Source organism: Aequorivita iocasae (genome assembly GCF_016757735.1).
Lineage (GTDB): Bacteria > Bacteroidota > Bacteroidia > Flavobacteriales > Flavobacteriaceae > Aequorivita > Aequorivita iocasae.
The window spans coordinates 388,145-409,656 of sequence record NZ_CP068439.1 but is presented as its reverse complement, the minus strand read 5'-3'; the positions used below and the strand labels follow the sequence as shown (position 1 = coordinate 409,656).

General features: G+C 39.0%; 17 protein-coding genes. 7 read left to right on the top strand and 10 right to left on the bottom strand.

The window, feature by feature from the left end; all coding sequences use genetic code 11:
- Position 1 precedes the first annotated feature (1 nt).
- Positions 2-544, bottom strand: coding sequence for a DUF2911 domain-containing protein (locus JK629_RS01945; protein ID WP_202336964.1), 543 nt, complete (start codon positions 542-544; stop codon positions 2-4).
- A gap of 288 nt (positions 545-832) precedes the next feature.
- Here JK629_RS01945 and gyrB point away from each other — a divergent pair, with 288 nt between their 5' ends.
- Together gyrB and mdh are read left to right on the top strand one after the other, a co-directional pair.
- A complete protein-coding gene (gene gyrB, locus JK629_RS01940) occupies positions 833-2,773 on the top strand; it encodes a DNA topoisomerase (ATP-hydrolyzing) subunit B (RefSeq protein ID WP_202336963.1) in 1,941 nt (646 codons plus the stop codon).
- A 199-nt stretch (positions 2,774-2,972) separates the two neighbouring features.
- The gene (gene mdh, locus JK629_RS01935) at positions 2,973-3,899 is read left to right on the top strand and encodes a malate dehydrogenase (RefSeq protein WP_202336962.1); all 927 of its coding nucleotides are present in this window, start codon (positions 2,973-2,975) and stop codon (positions 3,897-3,899) included.
- Between the two features lie 63 nt (positions 3,900-3,962).
- Here the strand turns inward: mdh and JK629_RS01930 are convergent, their stop codons facing one another.
- Together JK629_RS01930 and JK629_RS01925 are read right to left on the bottom strand one after the other, a co-directional pair.
- Positions 3,963-4,460 carry a hypothetical protein gene (locus JK629_RS01930; protein WP_202336961.1) on the bottom strand — a complete coding sequence of 166 codons (498 nt, stop codon included), beginning with the start codon at positions 4,458-4,460 and terminating at the stop codon, positions 3,963-3,965.
- Between the two features lie 88 nt (positions 4,461-4,548).
- On the bottom strand, positions 4,549-7,101 hold the full coding sequence (locus tag JK629_RS01925; RefSeq protein WP_202336960.1) for an adenosylcobalamin-dependent ribonucleoside-diphosphate reductase: 2,553 nt from the start codon (positions 7,099-7,101) through the stop codon (positions 4,549-4,551).
- Positions 7,102-7,392: 291 nt separating this feature from the next.
- Between JK629_RS01925 and JK629_RS01920 the strand changes: the two genes are divergently transcribed.
- From JK629_RS01920 to secDF, 5 genes are all read left to right on the top strand, one after another.
- Entirely contained in the window at positions 7,393-7,770 is a 378-nt protein-coding gene (locus JK629_RS01920; RefSeq protein ID WP_202338081.1) for a hypothetical protein, read from the top strand.
- 70 nt (positions 7,771-7,840) lie between these two features.
- Positions 7,841-9,880 (top strand): TonB-dependent receptor, encoded by a 2,040-nt coding sequence (locus tag JK629_RS01915; RefSeq protein WP_225626085.1) that lies wholly within the window; start codon positions 7,841-7,843, stop codon positions 9,878-9,880.
- A gap of 15 nt (positions 9,881-9,895) precedes the next feature.
- Positions 9,896-10,750, top strand: a complete 855-nt coding sequence (locus JK629_RS01910) for a hypothetical protein (protein ID WP_202336959.1) — start codon at positions 9,896-9,898, stop codon at positions 10,748-10,750.
- A gap of 70 nt (positions 10,751-10,820) precedes the next feature.
- Entirely contained in the window at positions 10,821-11,435 is a 615-nt protein-coding gene (locus tag JK629_RS01905; RefSeq protein WP_202336958.1) for a hypothetical protein, read from the top strand.
- A gap of 176 nt (positions 11,436-11,611) precedes the next feature.
- Positions 11,612-14,653 (top strand): protein translocase subunit SecDF, encoded by a 3,042-nt coding sequence (secDF, locus tag JK629_RS01900; RefSeq protein WP_202336957.1) that lies wholly within the window; start codon positions 11,612-11,614, stop codon positions 14,651-14,653.
- 77 nt (positions 14,654-14,730) lie between these two features.
- Here the strand turns inward: secDF and JK629_RS01895 are convergent, their stop codons facing one another.
- From JK629_RS01895 to JK629_RS01865, 7 genes are all read right to left on the bottom strand, one after another.
- The gene (locus JK629_RS01895) at positions 14,731-15,228 is read right to left on the bottom strand and encodes a DUF192 domain-containing protein (RefSeq protein WP_202336956.1); all 498 of its coding nucleotides are present in this window, start codon (positions 15,226-15,228) and stop codon (positions 14,731-14,733) included.
- Positions 15,229-15,302: 74 nt separating this feature from the next.
- Positions 15,303-16,232: a prolipoprotein diacylglyceryl transferase gene (gene lgt / locus JK629_RS01890; RefSeq protein ID WP_202336955.1), complete on the bottom strand. Its 930-nt coding sequence runs from the start codon at positions 16,230-16,232 to the stop codon at positions 15,303-15,305.
- Positions 16,233-16,295: 63 nt separating this feature from the next.
- On the bottom strand, positions 16,296-16,529 hold the full coding sequence (gene yidD, locus JK629_RS01885; RefSeq protein WP_202336954.1) for a membrane protein insertion efficiency factor YidD: 234 nt from the start codon (positions 16,527-16,529) through the stop codon (positions 16,296-16,298).
- A gap of 7 nt (positions 16,530-16,536) precedes the next feature.
- Positions 16,537-18,012 carry a cysteine--tRNA ligase gene (cysS, locus tag JK629_RS01880; RefSeq protein WP_202336953.1) on the bottom strand — a complete coding sequence of 492 codons (1,476 nt, stop codon included), beginning with the start codon at positions 18,010-18,012 and terminating at the stop codon, positions 16,537-16,539.
- Positions 18,013-18,056: 44 nt separating this feature from the next.
- The gene (gene folE, locus JK629_RS01875) at positions 18,057-18,734 is read right to left on the bottom strand and encodes a GTP cyclohydrolase I FolE (protein ID WP_202336952.1); all 678 of its coding nucleotides are present in this window, start codon (positions 18,732-18,734) and stop codon (positions 18,057-18,059) included.
- A gap of 113 nt (positions 18,735-18,847) precedes the next feature.
- Entirely contained in the window at positions 18,848-20,377 is a 1,530-nt protein-coding gene (locus tag JK629_RS01870; RefSeq protein WP_202336951.1) for an OmpP1/FadL family transporter, read from the bottom strand.
- 35 nt (positions 20,378-20,412) lie between these two features.
- Positions 20,413-21,471 carry a hypothetical protein gene (locus JK629_RS01865; RefSeq protein WP_202336950.1) on the bottom strand — a complete coding sequence of 353 codons (1,059 nt, stop codon included), beginning with the start codon at positions 21,469-21,471 and terminating at the stop codon, positions 20,413-20,415.
- Positions 21,472-21,512 lie beyond the last annotated feature (41 nt).

Below are 21,512 nucleotides of genomic sequence, written 5' to 3'. Positions count from 1 at the left end.
TTTAGGCTTTTTTAAAGGGTATTTCAACATACTCGTTGTCCCAGCCTATTAAAAGCGTAGTTCCATTGCTTTCTGGTCTAAAAATCATTGAAAGTGATTCTATAGGTGCAGCTGCGTCTTTAACGGGAACCACCATTCTAGCTATATCTTTTTCTTTTTTATAGCTATAAGCGCCCCAAACATTGGTATCGCTATTGATAATGACCGTCCAGTTATCTTCGTTTGGAATGGTGTACAGGGTATAAGTCCCCGGGTTTAAAATTGTTTTTCCAAATTTTAAAGGTGTGTAAATTGTGAGTTCGGTTGCCTCATTGGCGCCAGTTCTCCACACTTCGCCGTATGGTACCAAATCGCCAAAAATGTCTCGCCCTTTCTTTTGAGGGCGACTGTAAATAACCCTTGCGAAAGGTGGGCTGTTTTTATCTGGTCGTGCCATTACCAAATCCATTGGCGAGGCATCCATTTGTGGAAAACTCTGTGCTTGCACACGTTCAGTGGTTAATGAAGAAATGAGAAAAAGGGCAACGAGAAATATTTTGTTCATAGGAAAATATTTTGGAATTTCTAAAATTTAAAAAATTAGACGTTTTTTTAACTGTAAAGTTTCATCAAAGTCAAAAACCCAAATAATAAAACGTTTATTCGGCCAATTTTAGTGTGCAACTATTACGCCAAATTCCAAGTATCTTTTCCCAGCTGCAAAACTTGTCTTTTTTTCACAGTATTTTGTTAATAACTTACTGCTTATAAATTACGCAAACCCTTAATTTTATTGGGGATTTGGTTATATTTGTTCGTTACGAAAAAAACTGAAAATCATTCAAATTATTATATGAGCGAAGAACAGAAAAAAGGCAGCTACGGCGCCGACCAAATTCAAGCGTTAGAGGGAATGGAGCATGTGCGCATGCGGCCCTCTATGTACATTGGTGATGTTGGGGTACGAGGTTTGCACCACTTGGTTTATGAAGTAGTAGATAACTCTATTGACGAGGCCATGGGCGGCTATTGCGACACTATTGAAATCTGGATCAACGAGGATAATTCAATAACTGTAAAAGACAATGGGCGTGGAATTCCGGTGGATCTTCACAAAAAAGAAGGCGTATCTGCACTGCAGGTGGTAATGACCAAAATTGGCGCCGGGGGTAAATTTGACAAAGATTCTTATAAAGTTTCTGGAGGTCTCCACGGAGTTGGTGTTTCGGTAGTAAACGCACTTTCCGAGCATTTAACGGCCACTGTTCATCGCGATGGCAAAATCTGGCAGCAGGAATACGAGCGCGGAAAGGCGCTTTATCCCGTAAAGTCTATTGGAGATACCGATTATCGAGGAACTATTGTAACTTTTAAGCCAGATCCGCAAATATTCCAGCAGTCGTTAGAGTATAATTATGACACTTTAGCCAGCAGGATGCGCGAATTGTCTTTTTTGAATAAAGGAATTACCATTTATTTTACAGATAAAAGGGAAAAAGATGAAAATGGTGAATTTGCTACTGAAAAATTCCACAGCGAGGAAGGTTTAAAGGAATTTATCCGCTTTTTGGATGGAAACCGTGAGCCTATTATTGCCGAGGTGATTTCCATGGAGGGCGAAAAGAACGACATTCCGGTTGAGGTTGCAATGGTTTACAATACTTCCTTTAATGAAAATTTACATTCCTATGTAAATAACATTAACACTCACGAAGGGGGAACACATCTTTCAGGTTTCCGTGCGGGATTGACGCGTACTTTGAAAAAATATGCCGATGCCTCCGGAATGCTGGATAAACTAAAATTCGAAATTGCCGGTGACGATTTCCGTGAAGGATTGACCGCTATTATTTCAGTGAAAGTAGCAGAGCCTCAATTTGAAGGGCAGACCAAGACCAAACTTGGTAACCGCGAAGTTACCGCAGCAGTGAGCCAAGCGGTTTCTGAAATGCTTGAAAATTATTTGGAAGAACATCCAAATGATGCAAAAACGATAGTTCAAAAAGTTATTCTTGCCGCACAGGCACGTCACGCAGCAAGAAAAGCACGTGAAATGGTACAGCGCAAAACCGTGATGAGTGGCGGTGGCTTGCCAGGGAAACTATCAGATTGCTCTGAACAGGATCCGGAAAAATGTGAAGTATTTCTTGTGGAGGGAGATTCTGCGGGTGGTACTGCAAAACAGGGGCGCGACCGTAATTTTCAGGCTATTCTTCCGCTGCGCGGGAAAATTCTGAACGTGGAAAAAGCCATGCACCACAAGGTTTTTGAAAACGAGGAAATTCGAAATATATATACAGCGCTTGGAGTAACCATCGGTACCGAAGAGGACAGCAAGGCGCTAAATTTAGAAAAACTACGCTATCACAAAGTGGTAATTATGTGTGATGCGGATGTGGATGGTAGCCACATTGCAACCCTAATTTTGACCTTCTTTTTCCGCTACATGCGCGAGTTGGTTGAGGCTGGTTGTGTTTACATTGCCACGCCACCGCTTTATTTGGTTAAAAAAGGAGCCAAGAAAGAATATGCGTGGAGTGATAAAGAACGTGACCGATTGAATGAAGAGTTTGGAGGAAGCGCGTCAATTCAGCGATACAAAGGTTTGGGTGAAATGAACGCCGAACAACTTTGGGATACTACAATGAACCCTGAATTTAGAACACTTCGTCAAGTTACTATCGATAATGGCACCGAAGCAGATAGAATTTTTTCTATGCTTATGGGCGATGAGGTTCCACCGCGTCGTGAGTTTATTGAGAAGAATGCCGTTTATGCAAATATTGATGCGTAGCGAAATATAAATAATTTTAAAAAAGCCCGTTTCTGAAAAATTAGAAATGGGCTTTTTAGTTTTTAACCCTTTATTATCATTATTTTAAGCAGATATTGGTACTTTTGTGCTGCCTTTCAGAAAGGTTCTGAAAGATTGAAAAGTCACTCCGATTTTCTTCGGAAAAATATATTACAAACAATAACCATAAACAATTAATATGAAAGTAACAGTTGTAGGGGCAGGTGCTGTGGGCGCAAGTTGCGCAGAGTACATTGCCATCAAGAATTTTGCAAGCGAAGTAGTTTTGTTGGACATCAAAGAAGGATTTGCCGAAGGAAAGGCGATGGATTTGATGCAAACTGCTTCTCTAAACGGTTTTGACACCAAGATTACAGGCGTAACAAACGATTATTCAAAAACAGCAGATAGCGACATTTGTGTAATTACAAGTGGAATTCCGCGTAAGCCTGGCATGACCCGTGAAGAATTGATAGGGATAAATGCAGGAATTGTAAAAGACGTTTCTTCAAATCTCGTAAAGCATTCTCCAAATACCATTATCATAGTAGTAAGTAATCCAATGGATACTATGGCCTATTTGGTTCATAAAACCGCAGGTCTTCCCAAAAATCGTGTCATCGGAATGGGCGGAGCTTTGGACAGCGCACGTTTCAAATACCGTTTGGCAGAAGCATTGGGCGCGCCAATCAGTGATGTGGACGGAATGGTAATCGGTGGCCATAGCGATACCGGCATGGTTCCTTTAACTCGTTTGGCTACTAGAAACAGCGTTCCTGTAACAAAATTTATTTCTGAAGAAAGATTGAATCAAGTGATGGAAGACACCAAAGTGGGTGGTGCAACGCTTACAAAACTTTTGGGAACTTCCGCTTGGTACGCACCGGGAGCGGCAGTTTCTGCTTTGGTACAGGCGATCGCCTGCGATCAAAAGAAAATGTTTCCTTGCTCCGTAATGCTTGATGGCGAATACGGAATGAAGGATATCTGCATAGGTGCTCCAGTTATTTTAGGCCGAAATGGTATCGAAAAAATTGTAGAACTTGAATTGAACGATGCTGAAAAAGCGCATATGAAAGAAAGTGCTGAAGGTGTAAGAAAAACCAATGACTTGCTTGAAGTATAATCTTTAAGCGAATTATTTATAGCATTGAAAAAGCCGGCCCCGAAATTTCGGGGTCGGCTTTTTTTATTGTTTTGTTTCTAATTCACTTTTCTTGTAAATTCTGTAAAAATAAATTGATAAAACTATAATTGTAAGCCATCCAATTACTCCTAAAGAAGCTTCAGTGGTACCATACAAATTCAAAAATTCAGAAAGCTCATAATCCAAATTCATCTTATCTATATTTTCACCGAACCCCCCACTTAACTTATTGGTAATGGGATCCATAAAAATTGATATAACTACGGCTAAAATATATTTCCTTTTGGAAAATTTTATTTCACGTATGTTAAAATCTACTGTTCTAAGTTTAATGTATTTTATAGTTAAAACAGTTATTGTTCCATAAATAATAGTGCTTAATACTGGGATTGAGTACTTAAGAAAATTAAAAGATAATTCCGTCCAAAGTCCGAAATATAAATATGCTTTAATTATAAATCTTAATACAGAATCAATAGCATTTATCAATACAAACCCAAAAAATAGCCAAAGGGCAAGTGGGAATAATTGTTTTTTCATTTGTTCAATATAATAATAAAACCCCAAATGTTTTTTAAAAACTTTGGGGTTAGTCTTACGTCTTATAGCGAAAGTGGTCTATGTCTTTCTACCCGCACTTAGAAGACCCGCAATCCTTGCAAGTCAAACAACCTTCCTGGTAAATAAGCGACGTACTATTGCAGTTTTCACATTTCTGTTTTCTGGCTTCCGTTCCATCGGCAACATAGCGTTTTAAGGCGCGCGCAACCCCGTTTTTCCAAGTGTTGATACTTTCGCTATCAAGTTGCAGGCTGTTTATCAAATCCACCACTTTTTCTATCGGCATGCCGTGGCGAAGGGTACTGGAAATTAATTTTGCATAGTTCCAAAACTCGGGGTTGAATTTATGCGAAAGCCCTTCAATGGTGGTTTTGTAGCCTCTTTTGTTTTTATATTGAAAATCGTAACGCGAAGTACCATCCTCGTTTCGGTTTTTAATGATAACACCGTTATTCACCCAACGTGGAATCAAAATTCCATCTTCATCATCTGCAAAACCTGTGAAAATCTCATACGGTTTTCCGTCAATCAAACCGATAAAGGCAATCCATTTGTCTTTACTGTTTTGAAAACGAACAACATCTGCTTCAAGAGTTTCGGGACGTTTTGTGGGGAAAGTAGTAAGCGTTTCAGTGCTTTCCTCTTTCTTTTCTTCATTGGAAATTAAAACGCCCGAACGCGACCCATCGCGATAAACGGTAACGCCTTTACATCCTGCCTGCCACGCTTCCAAGTATAGTTTTCCAACCAATTCTTCAGTAGCATCATTCGGCAAATTGATGGTCACCGAAATGGAATGGTCCACCCATTTTTGCACTGCGCCTTGCATACGCACTTTGCTCAGCCAATCCACATCGTTTGAAGTAGCTTTGTAATACGGCGATTTCTTTACGATTTTGTTCAATTCTTCCTGACTGTAATTTTTGTCGGTCGCAATACTGTTAACTTCCATCCATTGCTTGAAACGGTGGTGAAAAACCACGTATTCCTCCCAGCTGTCGCCTACTTCATCCACGAAGTCAACTCGGGAATTTTTATCGTTTGGATTCACTTTCCTTCTTCTCTTGTAAACCGGAAGAAAAACAGGCTCAATTCCTGAAGAAGTTTGCGTCATTAAACTGGTAGTTCCCGTCGGCGCAATAGTTAAAAGAGCGATGTTTCGGCGGCCGTATTCCAGCATATCGTAATACAGTTTTTCATCGGCATCTTTTAGGCGAAGGATAAATGGATTCTCCTTTTCCCTTTCGGAATCAAAAATTTTGAAAGCACCTCTTTCCTTTGCGGCATAAACCGATGCACGATACGTTTCAATTGCCAGATTTTTATGGATTTTAACTGAAAAATCATTGCCTTCCTTGCTGCCGTACTTTATTCCCAAAGCGGCGAGCATGTCGCCTTCCGCGGTGATTCCAATTCCCGTTCTTCGGCCTTCTTCAGCTTTTCTCTGTATATTTTTCCACAGATTTCTTTCCACTGCTTTTACTTCATCACTTTGTGGATCGGCGTCAATTTTTGCGATAATCGCGTCTACTTTTTCCAATTCCAAATCAATAATATCGTCCATAATTTTTTGGGCGATGCCAATGTGTTTTTTGAAAAGTTCAAAATTGAATTCAGCTTTATCGGTAAACGGATTTTCTACATAAGAAAACAGATTTATCGCTAACAACCGGCAGGAATCGTAAGGACAGAGCGGGATTTCGCCGCAAGGGTTTGTGGAAACTGTTTTGTAACCCAAATCTGCATAGCAATCCGGCACGGACTCATTTATAATTGTATCCCAAAAAAGAATGCCTGGCTCGGCAGATTTCCAAGCGTTGTGCACTATTTTTTTCCAAAGTTTTCCAGCTTCAATTTCCTTTGAAAACTTTGGGTTTTCGCTGAAAATTGGATATTTCTGGGTATATTTTTTCTCGTCTTTTACGGCTTTCATAAAAGTATCGTCCATTCGTACGGAAACATTTGCGCCCGTAACTTTACCCTGCTCCATTTTGGCATCGATAAAATCTTCGGAGTCAGGATGGTTTATTGAAACGGAAAGCATAAGGGCGCCACGACGCCCATCCTGCGCAACTTCACGGGTTGAATTTGAATATCGCTCCATAAAAGGAACAATGCCAGTTGAGGTCAAAGCTGAATTTTTCACCGGTGAGCCTTTGGGGCGAATGTGCGAAAGATCGTGGCCTACACCGCCGCGACGTTTCATCAATTGTACCTGTTCTTGGTCAATTTTCATTATGCCGCCGTAGGAATCGGAATCGCCTTCGTTGCCAATTACGAAACAATTTGAAAGGGAACCCACTTGATACGGATTGCCAATTCCCGCCATTGGACTACCTTGTGGAACGATGTATTTAAAATCCTTTATTGCTTCAAAAATCTCATCTTCACTCATGGGATTGGCATAACGTTGTTCAATGCGGGCAATTTCTTTGGCGATACGACGGTGCATATCATTCGGCGTTTTTTCATAAATATTGCCTTCAGAATCTTTCAGAGCATACTTGTTCACCCAAACTCGGGCGGCAAGATCATCACCTTTAAAATATTCTACAGAAGCATTGAAAGCTTCATCTTGTGTATAAGTTTTGGGGGCGGGGATGGATGTTTTTATTTGCATATTCTGAAATGAATTTTGGATTGTTTTGAATTTGAAATTTAAAGTAGGTAAATATAATGAAATAGTAATCCTGATTTAAAATTTAAAATTTAAAGTTGTCAATAATCAATTGTTAATATATTGCAAATCAGTTTAATAAAAATTTATCAACAGCGAAAAGTTGACAATTTTTTAAAATAATGTAAAGTGAAAAATTATTTTTTAGTATTACAGATTAAATTATCTTAAATATATTCTATTAGGTGATAAATATCATATTACAAAGGTTAGTGGGTTTGCTATATTTGCGGTGTGAAAAACGTAATTCTTATAGCAGCTTCCCTTATAGTACTCACAAAACCTTTATGGCCAGTAGTAGAGTATGTAGTGAATTACGACTATATAGTTAACGTACTTTGCGAAAACAAAGACAAGCCGGAAATGAAGTGTAACGGAAAATGCCATCTGTCTAAAGAGCTGGCAAAGGAAGCAGGAGCGGAAAATGATAATCCCTTTAACAGCAAAACTTCAAAAACTGAGATTCCGCAATTTATTATTTCTGAAAACATTGATGAATACGCATTTGCTTGGGCAGATGAAATCATTATTGTTGAAAGTATAGACTACAGGCCACATTTGAATTCTTCCCTTTTTACCTCAAAAATTTTTCATCCACCACAGTTAGGATAATTTTCAGTAAAGGTTGCTTGGGAAAATTTCTTAGTAACCATTCTTAAAAATTATCAAAACTATTACAAAAATGAAAGCACTTATACCTGTGTTCCCATTAAAGGGAATACTTATAGGCGGCCTTTGGTGTGCATTGTTTTGCGGCGTTTTTATACCCCAAGTGCGCGCCCAAGTAACCCCGGCGGATAGTCTAAAACTAATTCAGCTAAATGAAGTGGTCATTATTTCCGCGGGCAAACAATTAGACCATCAAAAACAGCGAAAGCCATTATCAACTTTAGATGAATTTTTGGAATCTTCGCGTAGTATCAACATGGTAAAACGTGGGGCCTATGCCTGGGAGCCCACAATGAACGATATGGCTTCAGAGCGTTTGGCGGTAACTATTGATGGTATGCAAATTTTTGGCGCCTGTACCGATAAAATGGATCCAATAACTTCCTACGTTGATGTTTCCAACCTATCAGAAGCACAAATTGGTTCCGGACAGCAGGGCGCAGCATTTGGCAATACAATAGGTGGTGGCATCAATTTGAAATTGGACAAAAGTAATTTCAAACCCACAGGGTGGGGCGGTTCTTTGGAAAGTGCCATTGAAAGCAACAATACCATGCGTGTTTTTGGGGGTGAGCTAAACTATTCTGATGAAAAGATTTATTTGAATACGGATGGTATTTACCGCAAAGCCGATAATTACTATGCGGGCGGTGATGAAGAGGTGAAATTTTCACAGTTTGAAAAGTATAATTTCTCCATCAATTCAGGCTATAAACTTGCTGAAGGTAAATCCATCTCTGCTACCTTAATATATGATGAAGCGAACGATGTGGGTTATCCTGCCTTGACAATGGACGTTTCCTTGGCGCGGGCGGTGATTGGTTCGGTGGGGTTTAATCAGAATACATTGTTTGGTAATTTAAGCAATTGGGAGTCTAAATTGTATTATAATACCATAAAACACGTAATGGACGACACCAAGCGTCCCGATGTGCCGATACACATGGATATGCCAGGTAGGAGCGAAACTGCTGGGTTTTATACGCAGGCAAATCTCAACAAAGAAAAAAATCATTTTTTCTTGAAGTGGGATGGGTTTTACAATAAGAGTTATGCTGAAATGACAATGTATCCCACCAACGGGGATGAACCGTTGATGTTTATGCTTACGTGGCCTGATGTGCGCACCGCAAATGTTGGCTTTTATGCTGAAGATCATATTGCTTTTCAGAAAAATTCTTTAAAGCTTTCAACACGTTTGGCGTACCATGCCAATACGGTAGCGGATGATTTTGGTTTGAATAGTTTGAAAATTTTCTATCCGGAAATGGACAGGACCAATACGCGTTTTTTGAAAAGTTTTTCAGCTCAACACCATAAAATGGTGAAGGACTTTCACTTTAACGGAGGACTTTCCTATGGTGAGCGTGCCCCTTCCGTTTCAGAAGGGTATGGGTTTTATCTTTTCAACAGTTTTGACAACCACGATTACATTGGCGATCCAGAATTGAATACAGAAAGCTCTGCGGAAGCCAACTTTTCGGTAACCTTAAAAAAGCCAATTTTTGAAATTACGGCCAGTGCTAATTACTTCCGCATTTTTAACTATATCATTGGGTTAGTTGATCCATCGCTTAGCACAATGACTATTGGTGCGCAGGGCGTTAAGATTTATACCAATCTGGATTACGCGCAGCTTTTCAACGCTTCACTGTCGGGAAGGTATACTATTTCAAATGCGTTTAAATTGTCTGGCAATGTTTCGTATCACCGAGGTGTTGACAATGAAGGTGAAAATTTACCTTTGATTAGTCCACTTTCCTATAGAAGTGCAATCGATTTTTATAAAAACCAATTTTCCGCATCGCTTTCAGTTGATGGCGCTGGAGAACAGACAAATTATAATCCCGCTTACGGAGAAACCAAAAGTGCCGCTTATGCTACACTTTCGGTAAGCTTTGGAAAACGTTTCTTTTTAAAGGATAGCGATCTTTTCCTAAAAGGTGGAATTGAAAACATTTTTGACACTAACTATTCTACTTATACCGACTGGAACAACATTCCACGTATAGGCAGAAACTTATACTTAACAATCTCTTATTCAATTAATTAATAAATAATAAAAATTATGAAAACACTAAAATATATATTGGCAATATTTTTTCTATCCGTTTCATTTGTAAGCTGTTCAAGTGAGGATGAAAATCCTACTGTGGAGCAAAATCCAGTCGAAGGCTTGACAATGATTTATGAAATTCCTGCTGCAGACCACACCGTTCAGATTTATTCAGAAAAGCAAAACCTTGAAGTAGGTTACAATGAAATTTTGATTAGAATAAAAAACCTTGCCAGTGATACCTATGTTGCAAATGCTGCGCCTAACTGGATGCCAATAATGCATATGGAAACGATGCAACATTCCGCACCGCACAGTATGTTGACCAATACTGATGAAAGTACCGTTTACAAAGGGCATATTGTTTTTCAGATGGCCAGTAACGACACCGAATATTGGGAGGTGGTGTTTAATTATTCCCTAAATGGGCAACAAAAGGAGGAGGCCCTTCGGGTAGCTGTTTCGCTACCAACAGATGAACTTAACAAGACTCAAGTATTTATGGGCAGCGATGATACCCGTTATGTTTTGGCTTATGTGAATCCAAAAGATCCAAAAGTAGCAGTGAACGATTTACAGGCCGTACTTTACAAAATGGAGAATATGATGAGTTTTCCAATAGTTGAAAACTTCAAAATAACGGTGGATCCACGAATGCCCGGTATGGGCAACCACAGTTCGCCAAACAATGAAGATATGACTTATAGTTCAGCAACAAAAATGTATGATGGAAAGCTGTCCTTAACCATGACGGGGTATTGGAGAATCAATTTGAAGCTGTTGAACGCAAATGGAGAAATTTTAAAGGGCGAGGACGTAACGGAGGCAAACCCTGAGAGTAGTCTTTATTTTGAACTGGAGTTCTAAATTTTTGAATTGTTTTTTATATTGTTTAAAGACTGTAGCAATACAGTCTTTATTTTTTTATATTTGGCGCGTGAACTGTAAATGGTATATACCCTTATTATTAATAGCCCTTGCTTTTGTGGGTGTAAGCTGGGAGCAATCTACCCTTCCCAATCAGGAAATTGTGGTACAGTTTCACACAAACTCCGTTAGTGAAGTTGAGGCCAAACAAGCTATTTCCAATATTACGAGCCAATTAAAATCAATTGGGGTTGAAGATTTTCAAATATCTGAAATACAAAACGGAACACTAAAGGTTACCTATTACAGCGCCAAAGATATTGCAATTATTAAAAACCTCTTTGCGGCGCCTATTCACTTTCAATCGTGCAGTACGTCTGGTGGCAATACAGATGTTCCTGCTGAATTTCCTTCCGCAGAAAATCCTAATGCCTACCAAGTAAATGTCCTTAAAATCCAAAAAGACTCAAGAATTGATCTTGGATTTCAAGGATTGCCTGTAGAGATTAAATCTACAACAGATCAATATTTAAATCCAATAATGTCTTTGGGTGTTCCCGAAGCCACTTTCAGTTTTAAAAAATGCTTTGGAAATGTTGCTTTTAAAAACTATCGCAGTATTTCGCTTTTAATAGATACTGCTTCACATAAAATACCAGAGGTGCGTGCCGGCCCCTTATCTTAAAAAATCTTTCCATTAAATTTTTAAGCTGAAAAATTATTTCAGGTTAAACAATTATTTTGGCTCAGATATTTCCGAAGCCAAAAAAATAATTTTTAAACAATCACGATAATTGTCAGATATTGCTGCAAATCATATATTTGCGCGATTATAAAAAAATCTGACCAAAAAACATAAACATGCAAAACAAAGGACTAGTTACCGTATTTGCCATCCTATTTGGATTGGTGAGTATTTACCAACTTTCTTTTACGTTCGTAGCGAATAAAGTAGAAGATAGCGCGAAGGAATTTGCGAACAGCAAATTTTCAGAAGACCAACCCCACGAACGTGACAACGCAGAAGCGCGTTATCTGGACTCTGTGGCCAATAACCCAGTATTCTTGGGGATAGATTACAATACCGCTAAGGAAAAAGAGCTTAATAAAGGTCTTGACCTTAAAGGGGGGATTAACGTAATTCTGGAAGTTTCCGTAAAGGATATATTGAAAGGTCTTGCAAACAATACCAAAGATCCTGCATTCAACCAAGCGTTGGAAAATGCAAAAGAGCTTCAGAAAAACAGCCAGGATACTTACTTGGAATCTTTCTTTAAGGCTTTTGAAGCCCTTCCTGGTGAAAATGAACTTGCCTCTCCAGATATTTTCTTCAACAAGAATTTGGAAGATGTGATAGAGATTGGGATGACCAATGAGCAAGTAAAACCAGTTATTGAGCAGAAAATTGATGAGTCCATTACCTCTGCCTTTGAAGTTTTAAGAAAGCGTATCGATAAGTTTGGGGTAACCCAGCCAAACATCCAGCGATTGGGAAAATCTGCAAGAATACTTGTGGAGCTTCCAGGGGCAAAAGATGTGGATAGGGTAAAAAAATTACTTCAAAGTACTGCCCAACTTGAATTCTGGGATGTTTATAAATTTGAGGAAATAGCAGGTTTCCTTCAAGCTGCCGATGCCAAAGCAGGTGAAATAGCTATGGCACAATCAGCTTCTGAAACGGTGAAAACTGCAGATACTACTGAAGCAGTTGCAGATTCTTCAAAAACGGAAGAAGATGACGTGAGCAAACTATTGGGGGGTCAAGACGTTAATGATTCACTTGTGGATGATAACAAAGCGAACCCAATTCTTTCCAAAATGGTTTCTTTGGGAAATCAAGGTAGCCCTGTAATTGCTACCTTTAGATTAAAAGATACTTCAGTTATCAATGACTATTTTCGCAACCCACAGATAAAATCACTTTTACCGAATGATTTGCGTTATGCAAAGTTTGTTTGGGGCTTGCCAGAAATTAGCGAGCAGTTGAATGGCGAAGAAATAACGGCTCTTTATGCACTAAAAGCGAACCGCGACAATGTTCCGCCACTTGGGGGAAGTGTAGTTGTAGATGCAAGACAGGAATACGACAACTTGAGCCGCGTAGTGGTATCTATGCAAATGAATGGCCAAGGTGCCAAGGTGTGGGAACAGATGACTGGTAATGCTTATGAAAACCAGAGCCAGATTGCTATTGTGCTTGATAATATTGTGTACTCTGCGCCGGGTGTAACCTCTGGCCCTATTGCTGGTGGACGTAGCCAAATTTCAGGTGACTTTACGGTAAATGAAGGTCAGGATTTGGCAAATGTGCTTCGCGCTGGTAAACTGCCTGCTTCGGCTGAAATTATCCAGGGTGAGGTGGTAGGTCCTACTTTGGGTCACGAAGCTATAAACAGTGGGGTTATGTCCTTCGTAATTGCACTTTTCATTGTGCTTTTATGGATGATAGGCTATTATGGAAGAGCGGGTGTTTTTGCTGACGTTGCTTTGTTGGTGAATATTCTTTTCATCTTTGGAATTTTGGCGGGTCTTGGTGCCGTGCTAACGCTTCCTGGTATTGCGGGTATTGTATTGACTATAGGTATGTCGGTAGATGCGAATGTACTTATTTTTGAAAGGATTAAGGAAGAGCTTGCAAAAGGGAAGGCGCAGAAAGATGCCATTAAAGATGGTTTCAACAATGCATTGTCTTCTATTCTTGATGCAAACATTACCACCGGTTTAACTGGTTTGATTCTTTTGGTTTTCGGAACAGGTCCAATTCAAGGATTTGCAACTACATTATTGATAGGTATTGCCACTTCATTGTTTACGGCAATTTTTATTACAAGATTGTTTATTGACAGTTATACGAAAAACGGCAAGTCCTTGCCATGTGCTACTTCACTTACAAAGAATCTTTTCACAAACGTTCACGTTTCCTTTTTAAAGAAGCGCAAAATGGCCTACGTTATTTCTGCAATTATGATTTTGATAAGCGTTTCTTCATTGTTTTTCAATGGCCTAAACCAAGGTGTTGACTTTGTGGGTGGACGAACCTATACCGTTCGCTTTGCTAAGGATGTAAATTCACAGGAAATCCAGAACAATCTTATAGAAACTTTTGGAAGTGCTGAAGCAAAAACCTATGGTGGCGACAACCAGTTGAAGATTACAACCAAGTATAAAGTTGATGAAACTGGAACTGAGGTTGACGAAGAAATAGAGCGAATGGTTTTTGAAACCGTTAAAAAAGATATGCCTGCAGATATGACCTACGAAGACTTTGTGGGCGATCGCGAAGGAAAAAACATCGGTAGAATGGAATACTACAAAGTGAGCCCTACCATTGCAGATGACATTAAGAAAGATTCCTTCTGGGCCGTATTTGGTTCATTGGTTGTGGTTTTCCTTTACATCTTGCTGCGTTTTAGAAGATGGCAATTTAGTTTGGGGGCGGTTGCGGCCGTATTCCACGATGTGCTTATTGTACTTGGGGTATTCTCACTAACTTACAAGTTTATGCCTTTCAGCATGGAGATTGACCAGGCATTTATTGCGGCGATACTTACGGTTATTGGATACTCATTGAACGATACGGTAATTGTATTTGACCGTATTCGTGAATACTTTGGTGAACACCCAAGCTGGAAGATGAACCGTATTATTGATGTGGCTTTGAGCAGCACTTTAAGTAGGACATTGAATACCTCTTTCACCACACTTATTGTGTTGTTAAGTATGTTCTTCCTTGGCGCGGAATCTATCCGTGGCCTTTTATTCGCAATAATTGTAGGTATTATAGTAGGTACTTACTCATCATTGTTCATCGCGACACCTATTATGTATGATACGGTGAAACGTAAAAAAGTGGAGGATTTAATTGATAAGAAAGAAGAAGTTGACCCTGCTTTAGAGGCGTAATTTTAAATCTTTTGAAGTTATACAAAAAGACCTTTCCAACTTGGAAAGGTCTTTTTTTGCATAAAATTTATTAGAAATTAATTATTTCTGCTAAAAGAAATCTTGTCGCCTTTTTCAAGTTTCCATTTATCTGCAAGGCCTGCATTTACTTCCAAAACATATTGCGAGGGAGCTTCGGAAGGCAGTGAAGATTCATCAAATGGTTTGGCGTTTTTTTGAATACTTACAATTTGCTTGTCTGCATTCAGATAGATAATATCCAGAGGTATTTCCGTGTTCTTCATATAAAAGGAGCGTGGCTGCATGGTATTGAAAATAAAAAGCATCGCTTGGTCCTCAGCCATGGAATGGCGGTACATAAGCCCGGTTTGGGTTGAATATTCGTCATCGGCAATTTCAATATTCAGCCTAGCTATAAGGGAATCGTTTTCCGCCTTAAAAAGCTGAAGCTCACCTTCTTTGGTAAAAGTAATTTCTTTGGTAAGGCTTTTATTCTCTGAAGTAGAACTATCCTTACAGTTATAAAATGAAAGAATTGACGCAGCAAGTACGGCGGAAATAAGTATTTTTTTCATTCTTGAAGATATTATTGCCGGTAATTCGCAAATGATTTTTTTAAAAATAGATTCGTGAATTATGGGCCTTATTTTTATTCAATCATTGGTTTTTTTGAAGCTTTCCACATGATGTAGATTCCTGCAAGTATGAAAGGTATGCTAAGCCATTGTCCCGTGGAAAGTAACCCAAGTACAGATTCAAACCCACCTTGGCTTTCTTTTACAAATTCCACCAAGAAACGAACCATAAAAAGAAGGATCAAAAACACTCCAAAAATGTAACCAATCTGTTTTCTGCGTTCGGTTTTCCAATAAAGATACCAGCAAACCAAAAAAACAATCACATAACCGGCTGCTTCATAAAGTTGTGCGGGATGGCGGAAAGGAATGGAATTCAGCAATTCCGAAAACTGTGGATTATTTACAATAGCGTCATATGCCTTATTTGGGTTTTGAATTCCGGTTGCTTGAACTGCTTCTTGTTTCCGAATGCCTTCGTGAACAAAACGAACACCCAATGGGAAATCTCCTGAAGGCTTTCCTATTATTTCAGAATTCATAAAATTGCCGATACGCACAAAAGTTCCCCCAGCGGCTACGGCAATAACAATACGATCCATGATCCACAAAAAAGGTTTTTTTATTACGTTTTTTGTATAATAATACATGGCAATGAGGATGGCAATAGCTGCGCCGTGGCTGGCAAGACCCTGAAAACCAGTAAACTCGAATTCTGGAACTGTACTAATAGGAAGAAATACCGAAAGCGGGTCTTCCACAAAAAGCTCGGGCTGGTAAAATATAACGTGGCCCAACCGTGCGCCCACCAAAACAGCTACAACCATATAGATAAAAAGGCTGTCCAGTTTTTCTTGCGCCAGTTCTTCGCGTTCGTAAATCTTTTTGGTGAGAATCCACCCAAGCGTAAATGCTACTACAAACATCAAGCTGTAGAAACGGATCATAAAAAAACCAAGATCAATCCCTTCTGAAGGATTCCAGGTAAAACTTAAATATTGCATAGCGGGTGTTTTATTAAGCAGCGTAAAGATACTAAAAGCGAAAAAGTAATTTCAAACATATTATTATTTGTTTTTGGGTGGAACTGAATCATAGCCAGAGCCACCCCAAGGATTGCAACTTGCAATGCGTTTTGCTGCCAGCCAACCACCTTTTAGCAAACCATGTGTTTGCAGAGCTTGCACGGCATAATGTGAACAACTAGGGGTGTAACGACAGCTTGATGGCAATAGTGGAGAAATAAAAAGTTGATACCCTTTTATCAATAAAACAAAAGGGTATGTAAGTATATTTTTCACGTAAAATTTAATTTAAGGAAAAGGTAGTTCCTTCTTTTCCATCTTTTAGTTGAATACCTTTTGCCGAAAGCTCATCCCGAATTTTATCGCTCATCGCGAAATCCTTATTGGCGCGTGCTTGATTTCTCAATTGAATAAGAAGTTCCACTGCCGCTGAAAGTTTTTCAGCGTCCTGTGAATTTTCCGAAACGCTGTCTTCCAAGCCCATAACATCAAAAAGAAAACCGTCCATCGTATGTTTCAGCAATTGCAAATCATCAGTGGAAATGGTTTCTTTTTCTTCCTTTAATAAATTTACGAATTTCACCGCTTCAAAAAGGTTCGCAATCAAAATAGGACTGTTAAAGTCGTCATTCATCGCCTCATAGCATGCATTTACCCAGCTTTTTATATCTAGAGAGCTTTTTTCTGAAGTATTAATTTCATTCAGCATTCTATAGGCATCCATTAAACGGTTAAATCCTTTTTCAGAAGCTTCCAAAGCCTCACTGCTGAAGTCGAGTATGCTTCGGTAATGGGCTTGGTACATAAAAAATTTTGTGACTGTTGGTGAAAACGGCTTGCTCAAAATATCGTTTTCGCCCGTAAACATTTCGTTCGGAAGAATATAGTTTCCGGTAGATTTTGACATTTTTTTACCGTTGAGCGTAAGCATGTTTGCGTGCATCCAATAATTTACAGGCGAAGTGTGGTTGCATGCTTCTGCTTGTGCAATTTCGCACTCGTGGTGCGGAAATTTTAAGTCCATCCCCCCACCATGAATATCAAACTGGTTGCCTAAGTATTTAGTACTCATTGCGGTACATTCCAAGTGCCAGCCCGGAAAACCTTCGCTCCAAGGTGATGGCCAGCGCATAATGTGCTGAGGTTCAGCTTTCTTCCAAAGTGCGAAATCCTGAGGGTTTTTCTTGTCGGACTGCGCAGCAAGCTCACGGGTGTTGGAAATCATATCTTCCAGTTGCCTTCCGCTCAATTTCCCGTAATTGTTTGTTTCATTGAATTTTAAAACGTCAAAATAAACGGAGCCATTTTTTTCATAAGCAAAACCTTCTTCAATTATTTTTTCAACTATATGTATTTGCTCATAAATATGGCCTGTAGCAGTGGGTTCAATACTTGGGGGCAAGGCATTGAACTTTGCCATAATGGTATGAAAATCTACCGTATATTTTTGAACCACTTCCATAGGTTCCAATTGCTCAATTCGTGCTTTTTTAAGAATTGGGTCATCACCACTTTCTCCATCGTTTTCAAGATGGCCAGCATCTGTAATATTGCGCACGTAACGTACTTTGTAGCCCAAATGTTTTAAATACCGAAAAACCAAATCAAACGAAAGGAAGGTACGACAGTTACCCAAATGCACATTACTATAAACAGTAGGGCCGCAAACGTACATACCCACTGCGTCTTTGTGGATTGGGTTGAATTTTTCTTTCTTTTTTGAAAGGGAATTGTAAATAAAAAGTTCGTGCTGTTTCAATTTTTCGGATTTCAGGTTAGCGATTTTTCCTTTGGAATCGGTTTTTAAAACTCGGTATCAAGTTTTATGTAATCCAAAAACTCTCTACGAGTTTCAACGTTTTTAAAAGCACCGCCAAATTCGCTGGTTACGGTACTGCTGTCAATATCGCGAATACCACGAGAATTGACGCAAAGGTGCTTGGCGTCAATAACACAAGCTACGTCTTCAGTGCCCAAAACCTGCTGTAATTCTTTCACTATTTGCATTGTAAGCCGTTCCTGCACTTGAGGTCTTTTAGCGTAGTAATCTACAATCCGATTCATTTTTGAAAGTCCCACTACCGTCCCATTAGAGATATAAGCAATATGTGCTTTTCCGACAATGGGTAACAAGTGGTGTTCACAGGTAGAGTAGAGGGTAATATTTTTTTCTACCAGCATTTCCTGGTACTTGTATTTATTTTCAAAAGTAGAGGCTTTGGGTCTTCTGTCTGGATGAAGCCCACCAAAAATTTCCTGGACAAACATTTTTGCCACACGGGTAGGTGTTCCTTTTAAGCTATCATCACTAAGATCGAGTCCTAAAGTATGCATAATGTTTTGAACGTCTTTTTTGATGCTTGCAATTTTTTCAATATCACTAAGCTCAAAAGCATCAGGGCGCATAGGCGTTTCAGTGGAACTACCTATGTGATCATTCCCCATTGCTTCAATCTCTTTTAGTTGTTTCTCTAAATCCATCTAATAAATTATGTAATAAGCCTGCAAAGATACGCAATAGCATTTTGGTAGTGAAAATTGCAGGAGTTTTTGTGCAATTTTCAATTGTTCAAAAAAATAAGTTTTGGAGTAAATTAAAAATGGTAACCAAGGGAGAACACCAAATTACTATATATGGTATTTATATTAGCCGCATCAGTTAACCCTACGGAATAAAGCTGTTGGCTTCTTTCCTGCTCCGCTCTTGAGTATGCAATATCACAGGTGTAACGACCAAAATTGTATCCTGCACCTACTGAAAATCCAATAAGTTCACCTAATATTTCACTATTTTTATAAGGAGTTTCCTCATAATGAAAACCACCCCTAAGGCTCAATTGATTTATACGATATTCTGCACCCGCCTTATAAGAAGCTGCCCCGGTCAAGGTATTTTCTATAGTGTTATTAAGGTCGCTGAAAAAAGGGTCAAAATAATCCTGGTCAGGGCTAAAATCTATAGTGCTATAATCCTTATATGAATAGTCAAAACTTATTAACCCATTTTGACCAAAAACGTATGCCGCACTGGCGGTTACTTTTGCGGGGGTTCTCAAAGTATAGTCTTCATAAACATTGATTACTCTTGGGTTTACTATTTCGGTGATTGCTTGTCCTTCAAAAAGACGTCGGCTTTCAAGATATTGGGTAGTTTCTTCAGAAATTTGATACCACGTAGGGCTATCAAAACTTAGCCCGAGGCGAAAATTTTCAGCAACCTTCGCAATAGCGCCAATCTGCGCGGAAACTCCTGCTCCATTAACAGATAAGTTATTTTCAAAACCAACCCTGTTTACTGTAGAACCGGCGTTGTTATTGGTTTCGAGAAGAAATGAACTTTGGTCAAAATCTATAGTATACGTATTAATGTTTACCCCAAAAAATAGGTTATTGTCCACCTGAGTGGCCAGGTTTATAGAGAATTTGCTGTTATAACCTTGTGAAAGATAAAGGTATTCTTGGTTAAAATTACCAGCTGCAATATTTGAAGTATAGGAAACGTTTGACAAATCATTGGGTTCCAAAGGGTCAAAAAGAAAAGCTTGATAGCCTAAAAATGCATTTTGGGCAGTTGTACCTTCAGTTTCGCCTAAATATCTGTAAAGGCTTGAAATGGTTTCCCCAGATTGTAACTGCAAAAGATTTAAAGGAATGCCTTGGGCTTGTTCCAAAAAGAAGCTCCCAATAGATGTATTTCCGGTACCGGCAATATACATTTCATTTTCAAAATTTTTGGTAACATCATAATTGACGCCAATAGTGAACTTTCTGAAAGCCGCATCCCCATTTGAATTATTGATTACAAAAATACCGCCCAATTGATTAAAATTAATATCATCAGTTATGCTTTTCTCAGAATTCCCAAAATAGTTGGCTTCGTTTTCTACATCAAATAGATTTGTAGAAAACATCAAGTTTGAATTCAAAAAAACCGCACCTCCCGCTGGATTGACATTAATAGCTGAAAAGTCACCGCCCAAAGAACCCATAGCTCCACTAAGTCCAGTAAATCGAGCTGTTCCTATATTTTGTTCTGTACTGTATCTTAGACCGTCTGTTGTGTTTTGGGCGCTTAGAGCAGACAATGTTAATACAGCTATAATGAAGAAAAGTATCTTATTCATAGTCTAAAAACTTGTAAATAATTTTGGGAATTAGTTTAACCGCGACCACCTCTTCCGCCGCCGCTTCTACTGCCGCTACTGCTTCCTCTACTTCCGCTACTAGAACTTCTAACGGAACCGGATGAGCTACTTCGGGTTGGTGTAGAATAATTGCTATTGCGTGTGCTGCGGGAATTGCTTCGTGTAGGCTGCGAATAGCTATTGTTGCGTGTTGAACCTGAACGTGTATTTCTTATTACATTAGAATTGGATCGAGTGGTTCTAACATTGCTTCGCGTGGTTCGGGTAGTTGTATTGTTTGCACGTACATTGTTTCTATTTACACGTCTTGATAATTCTGACCTGCTATAGGAGTTACGTGTTGAAACGTTATTTGACCTTCCGCGTGTGTTGGTTCTTGTATAATCTGTATTTCTTCTGCCACGATTGTAAGATACATGATCGTAGTGAGAGTTATAATAATGGGGGTTATAATATCCATAACCGTAATAAGGATATCCATAGCCGTAGCCATAACCATAGTAAGGATAACCCCATCCATAGCTGATTCCCCAATAGGGATTATAATATCCATAATAGGGATAGCCCCAATTAACGCCCCAGTATGCGCCGTACCAATAAGGCCTGTGGTAAAATCCATATCCATAGCCGAAGCCTCCAGTGTTATAGATGTTTACTGTTATTTCCTCTCCATTACTACCCCAAGGGCCGTAACCATCTTCCGCATAGTCGTAATTTTCCTCAATAATAATATTTCCTTCTTCATCTAATCGTTCGGAAGTGGAATAGGCTTCAATATCTGTAAAAATTGCTCCTTTTTCTGGGAGGTCGGAATATGCATCAGATTTGCTTCGGAAATATTGTTGGTAATAATTTGCTTTTTCGTTTGAAACCTCTTCTTCTGTGTATTCTTCTTCAGAATTAGAATTATTGCCAGAAGAATAAATGCCGTCATTTTGATTGTATCCACTATTATGTGTTCCACAGGAAGTTAACAAAAAGGCGAAAAGGCCTATAATTGCTAAAGGCTTGAAACGTTTAATATTTATATTTTGAAAGGACATATCTGTGGTAATTTTATTGTTGGACTTCATAAAAATAAGTAGTTTTGTGGACAATAACTAATCATTTAACA

What these genes read in the sequence shown, in the direction of transcription:
- JK629_RS01945 (WP_202336964.1), bottom strand. Translation starts at nt 544, where the DNA reads ATGAACAAAATATTTCTCGTTGCCCTTTTTCTCATTTCTTCATTAACC.
- gyrB (WP_202336963.1), top strand. Translation starts at nt 833, where the DNA reads ATGAGCGAAGAACAGAAAAAAGGCAGCTACGGCGCCGACCAAATTCAA.
- mdh (WP_202336962.1), top strand. Translation starts at nt 2,973, where the DNA reads ATGAAAGTAACAGTTGTAGGGGCAGGTGCTGTGGGCGCAAGTTGCGCA.
- JK629_RS01930 (WP_202336961.1), bottom strand. Translation starts at nt 4,460, where the DNA reads ATGAAAAAACAATTATTCCCACTTGCCCTTTGGCTATTTTTTGGGTTT.
- JK629_RS01925 (WP_202336960.1), bottom strand. Translation starts at nt 7,101, where the DNA reads ATGCAAATAAAAACATCCATCCCCGCCCCCAAAACTTATACACAAGAT.
- JK629_RS01915 (WP_225626085.1), top strand. Translation starts at nt 7,841, where the DNA reads ATGAAAGCACTTATACCTGTGTTCCCATTAAAGGGAATACTTATAGGC.
- JK629_RS01910 (WP_202336959.1), top strand. Translation starts at nt 9,896, where the DNA reads ATGAAAACACTAAAATATATATTGGCAATATTTTTTCTATCCGTTTCA.
- secDF (WP_202336957.1), top strand. Translation starts at nt 11,612, where the DNA reads ATGCAAAACAAAGGACTAGTTACCGTATTTGCCATCCTATTTGGATTG.
- JK629_RS01895 (WP_202336956.1), bottom strand. Translation starts at nt 15,228, where the DNA reads ATGAAAAAAATACTTATTTCCGCCGTACTTGCTGCGTCAATTCTTTCA.
- lgt (WP_202336955.1), bottom strand. Translation starts at nt 16,232, where the DNA reads ATGCAATATTTAAGTTTTACCTGGAATCCTTCAGAAGGGATTGATCTT.
- folE (WP_202336952.1), bottom strand. Translation starts at nt 18,734, where the DNA reads ATGGATTTAGAGAAACAACTAAAAGAGATTGAAGCAATGGGGAATGAT.
- JK629_RS01870 (WP_202336951.1), bottom strand. Translation starts at nt 20,377, where the DNA reads ATGAATAAGATACTTTTCTTCATTATAGCTGTATTAACATTGTCTGCT.
- JK629_RS01865 (WP_202336950.1), bottom strand. Translation starts at nt 21,471, where the DNA reads ATGAAGTCCAACAATAAAATTACCACAGATATGTCCTTTCAAAATATA.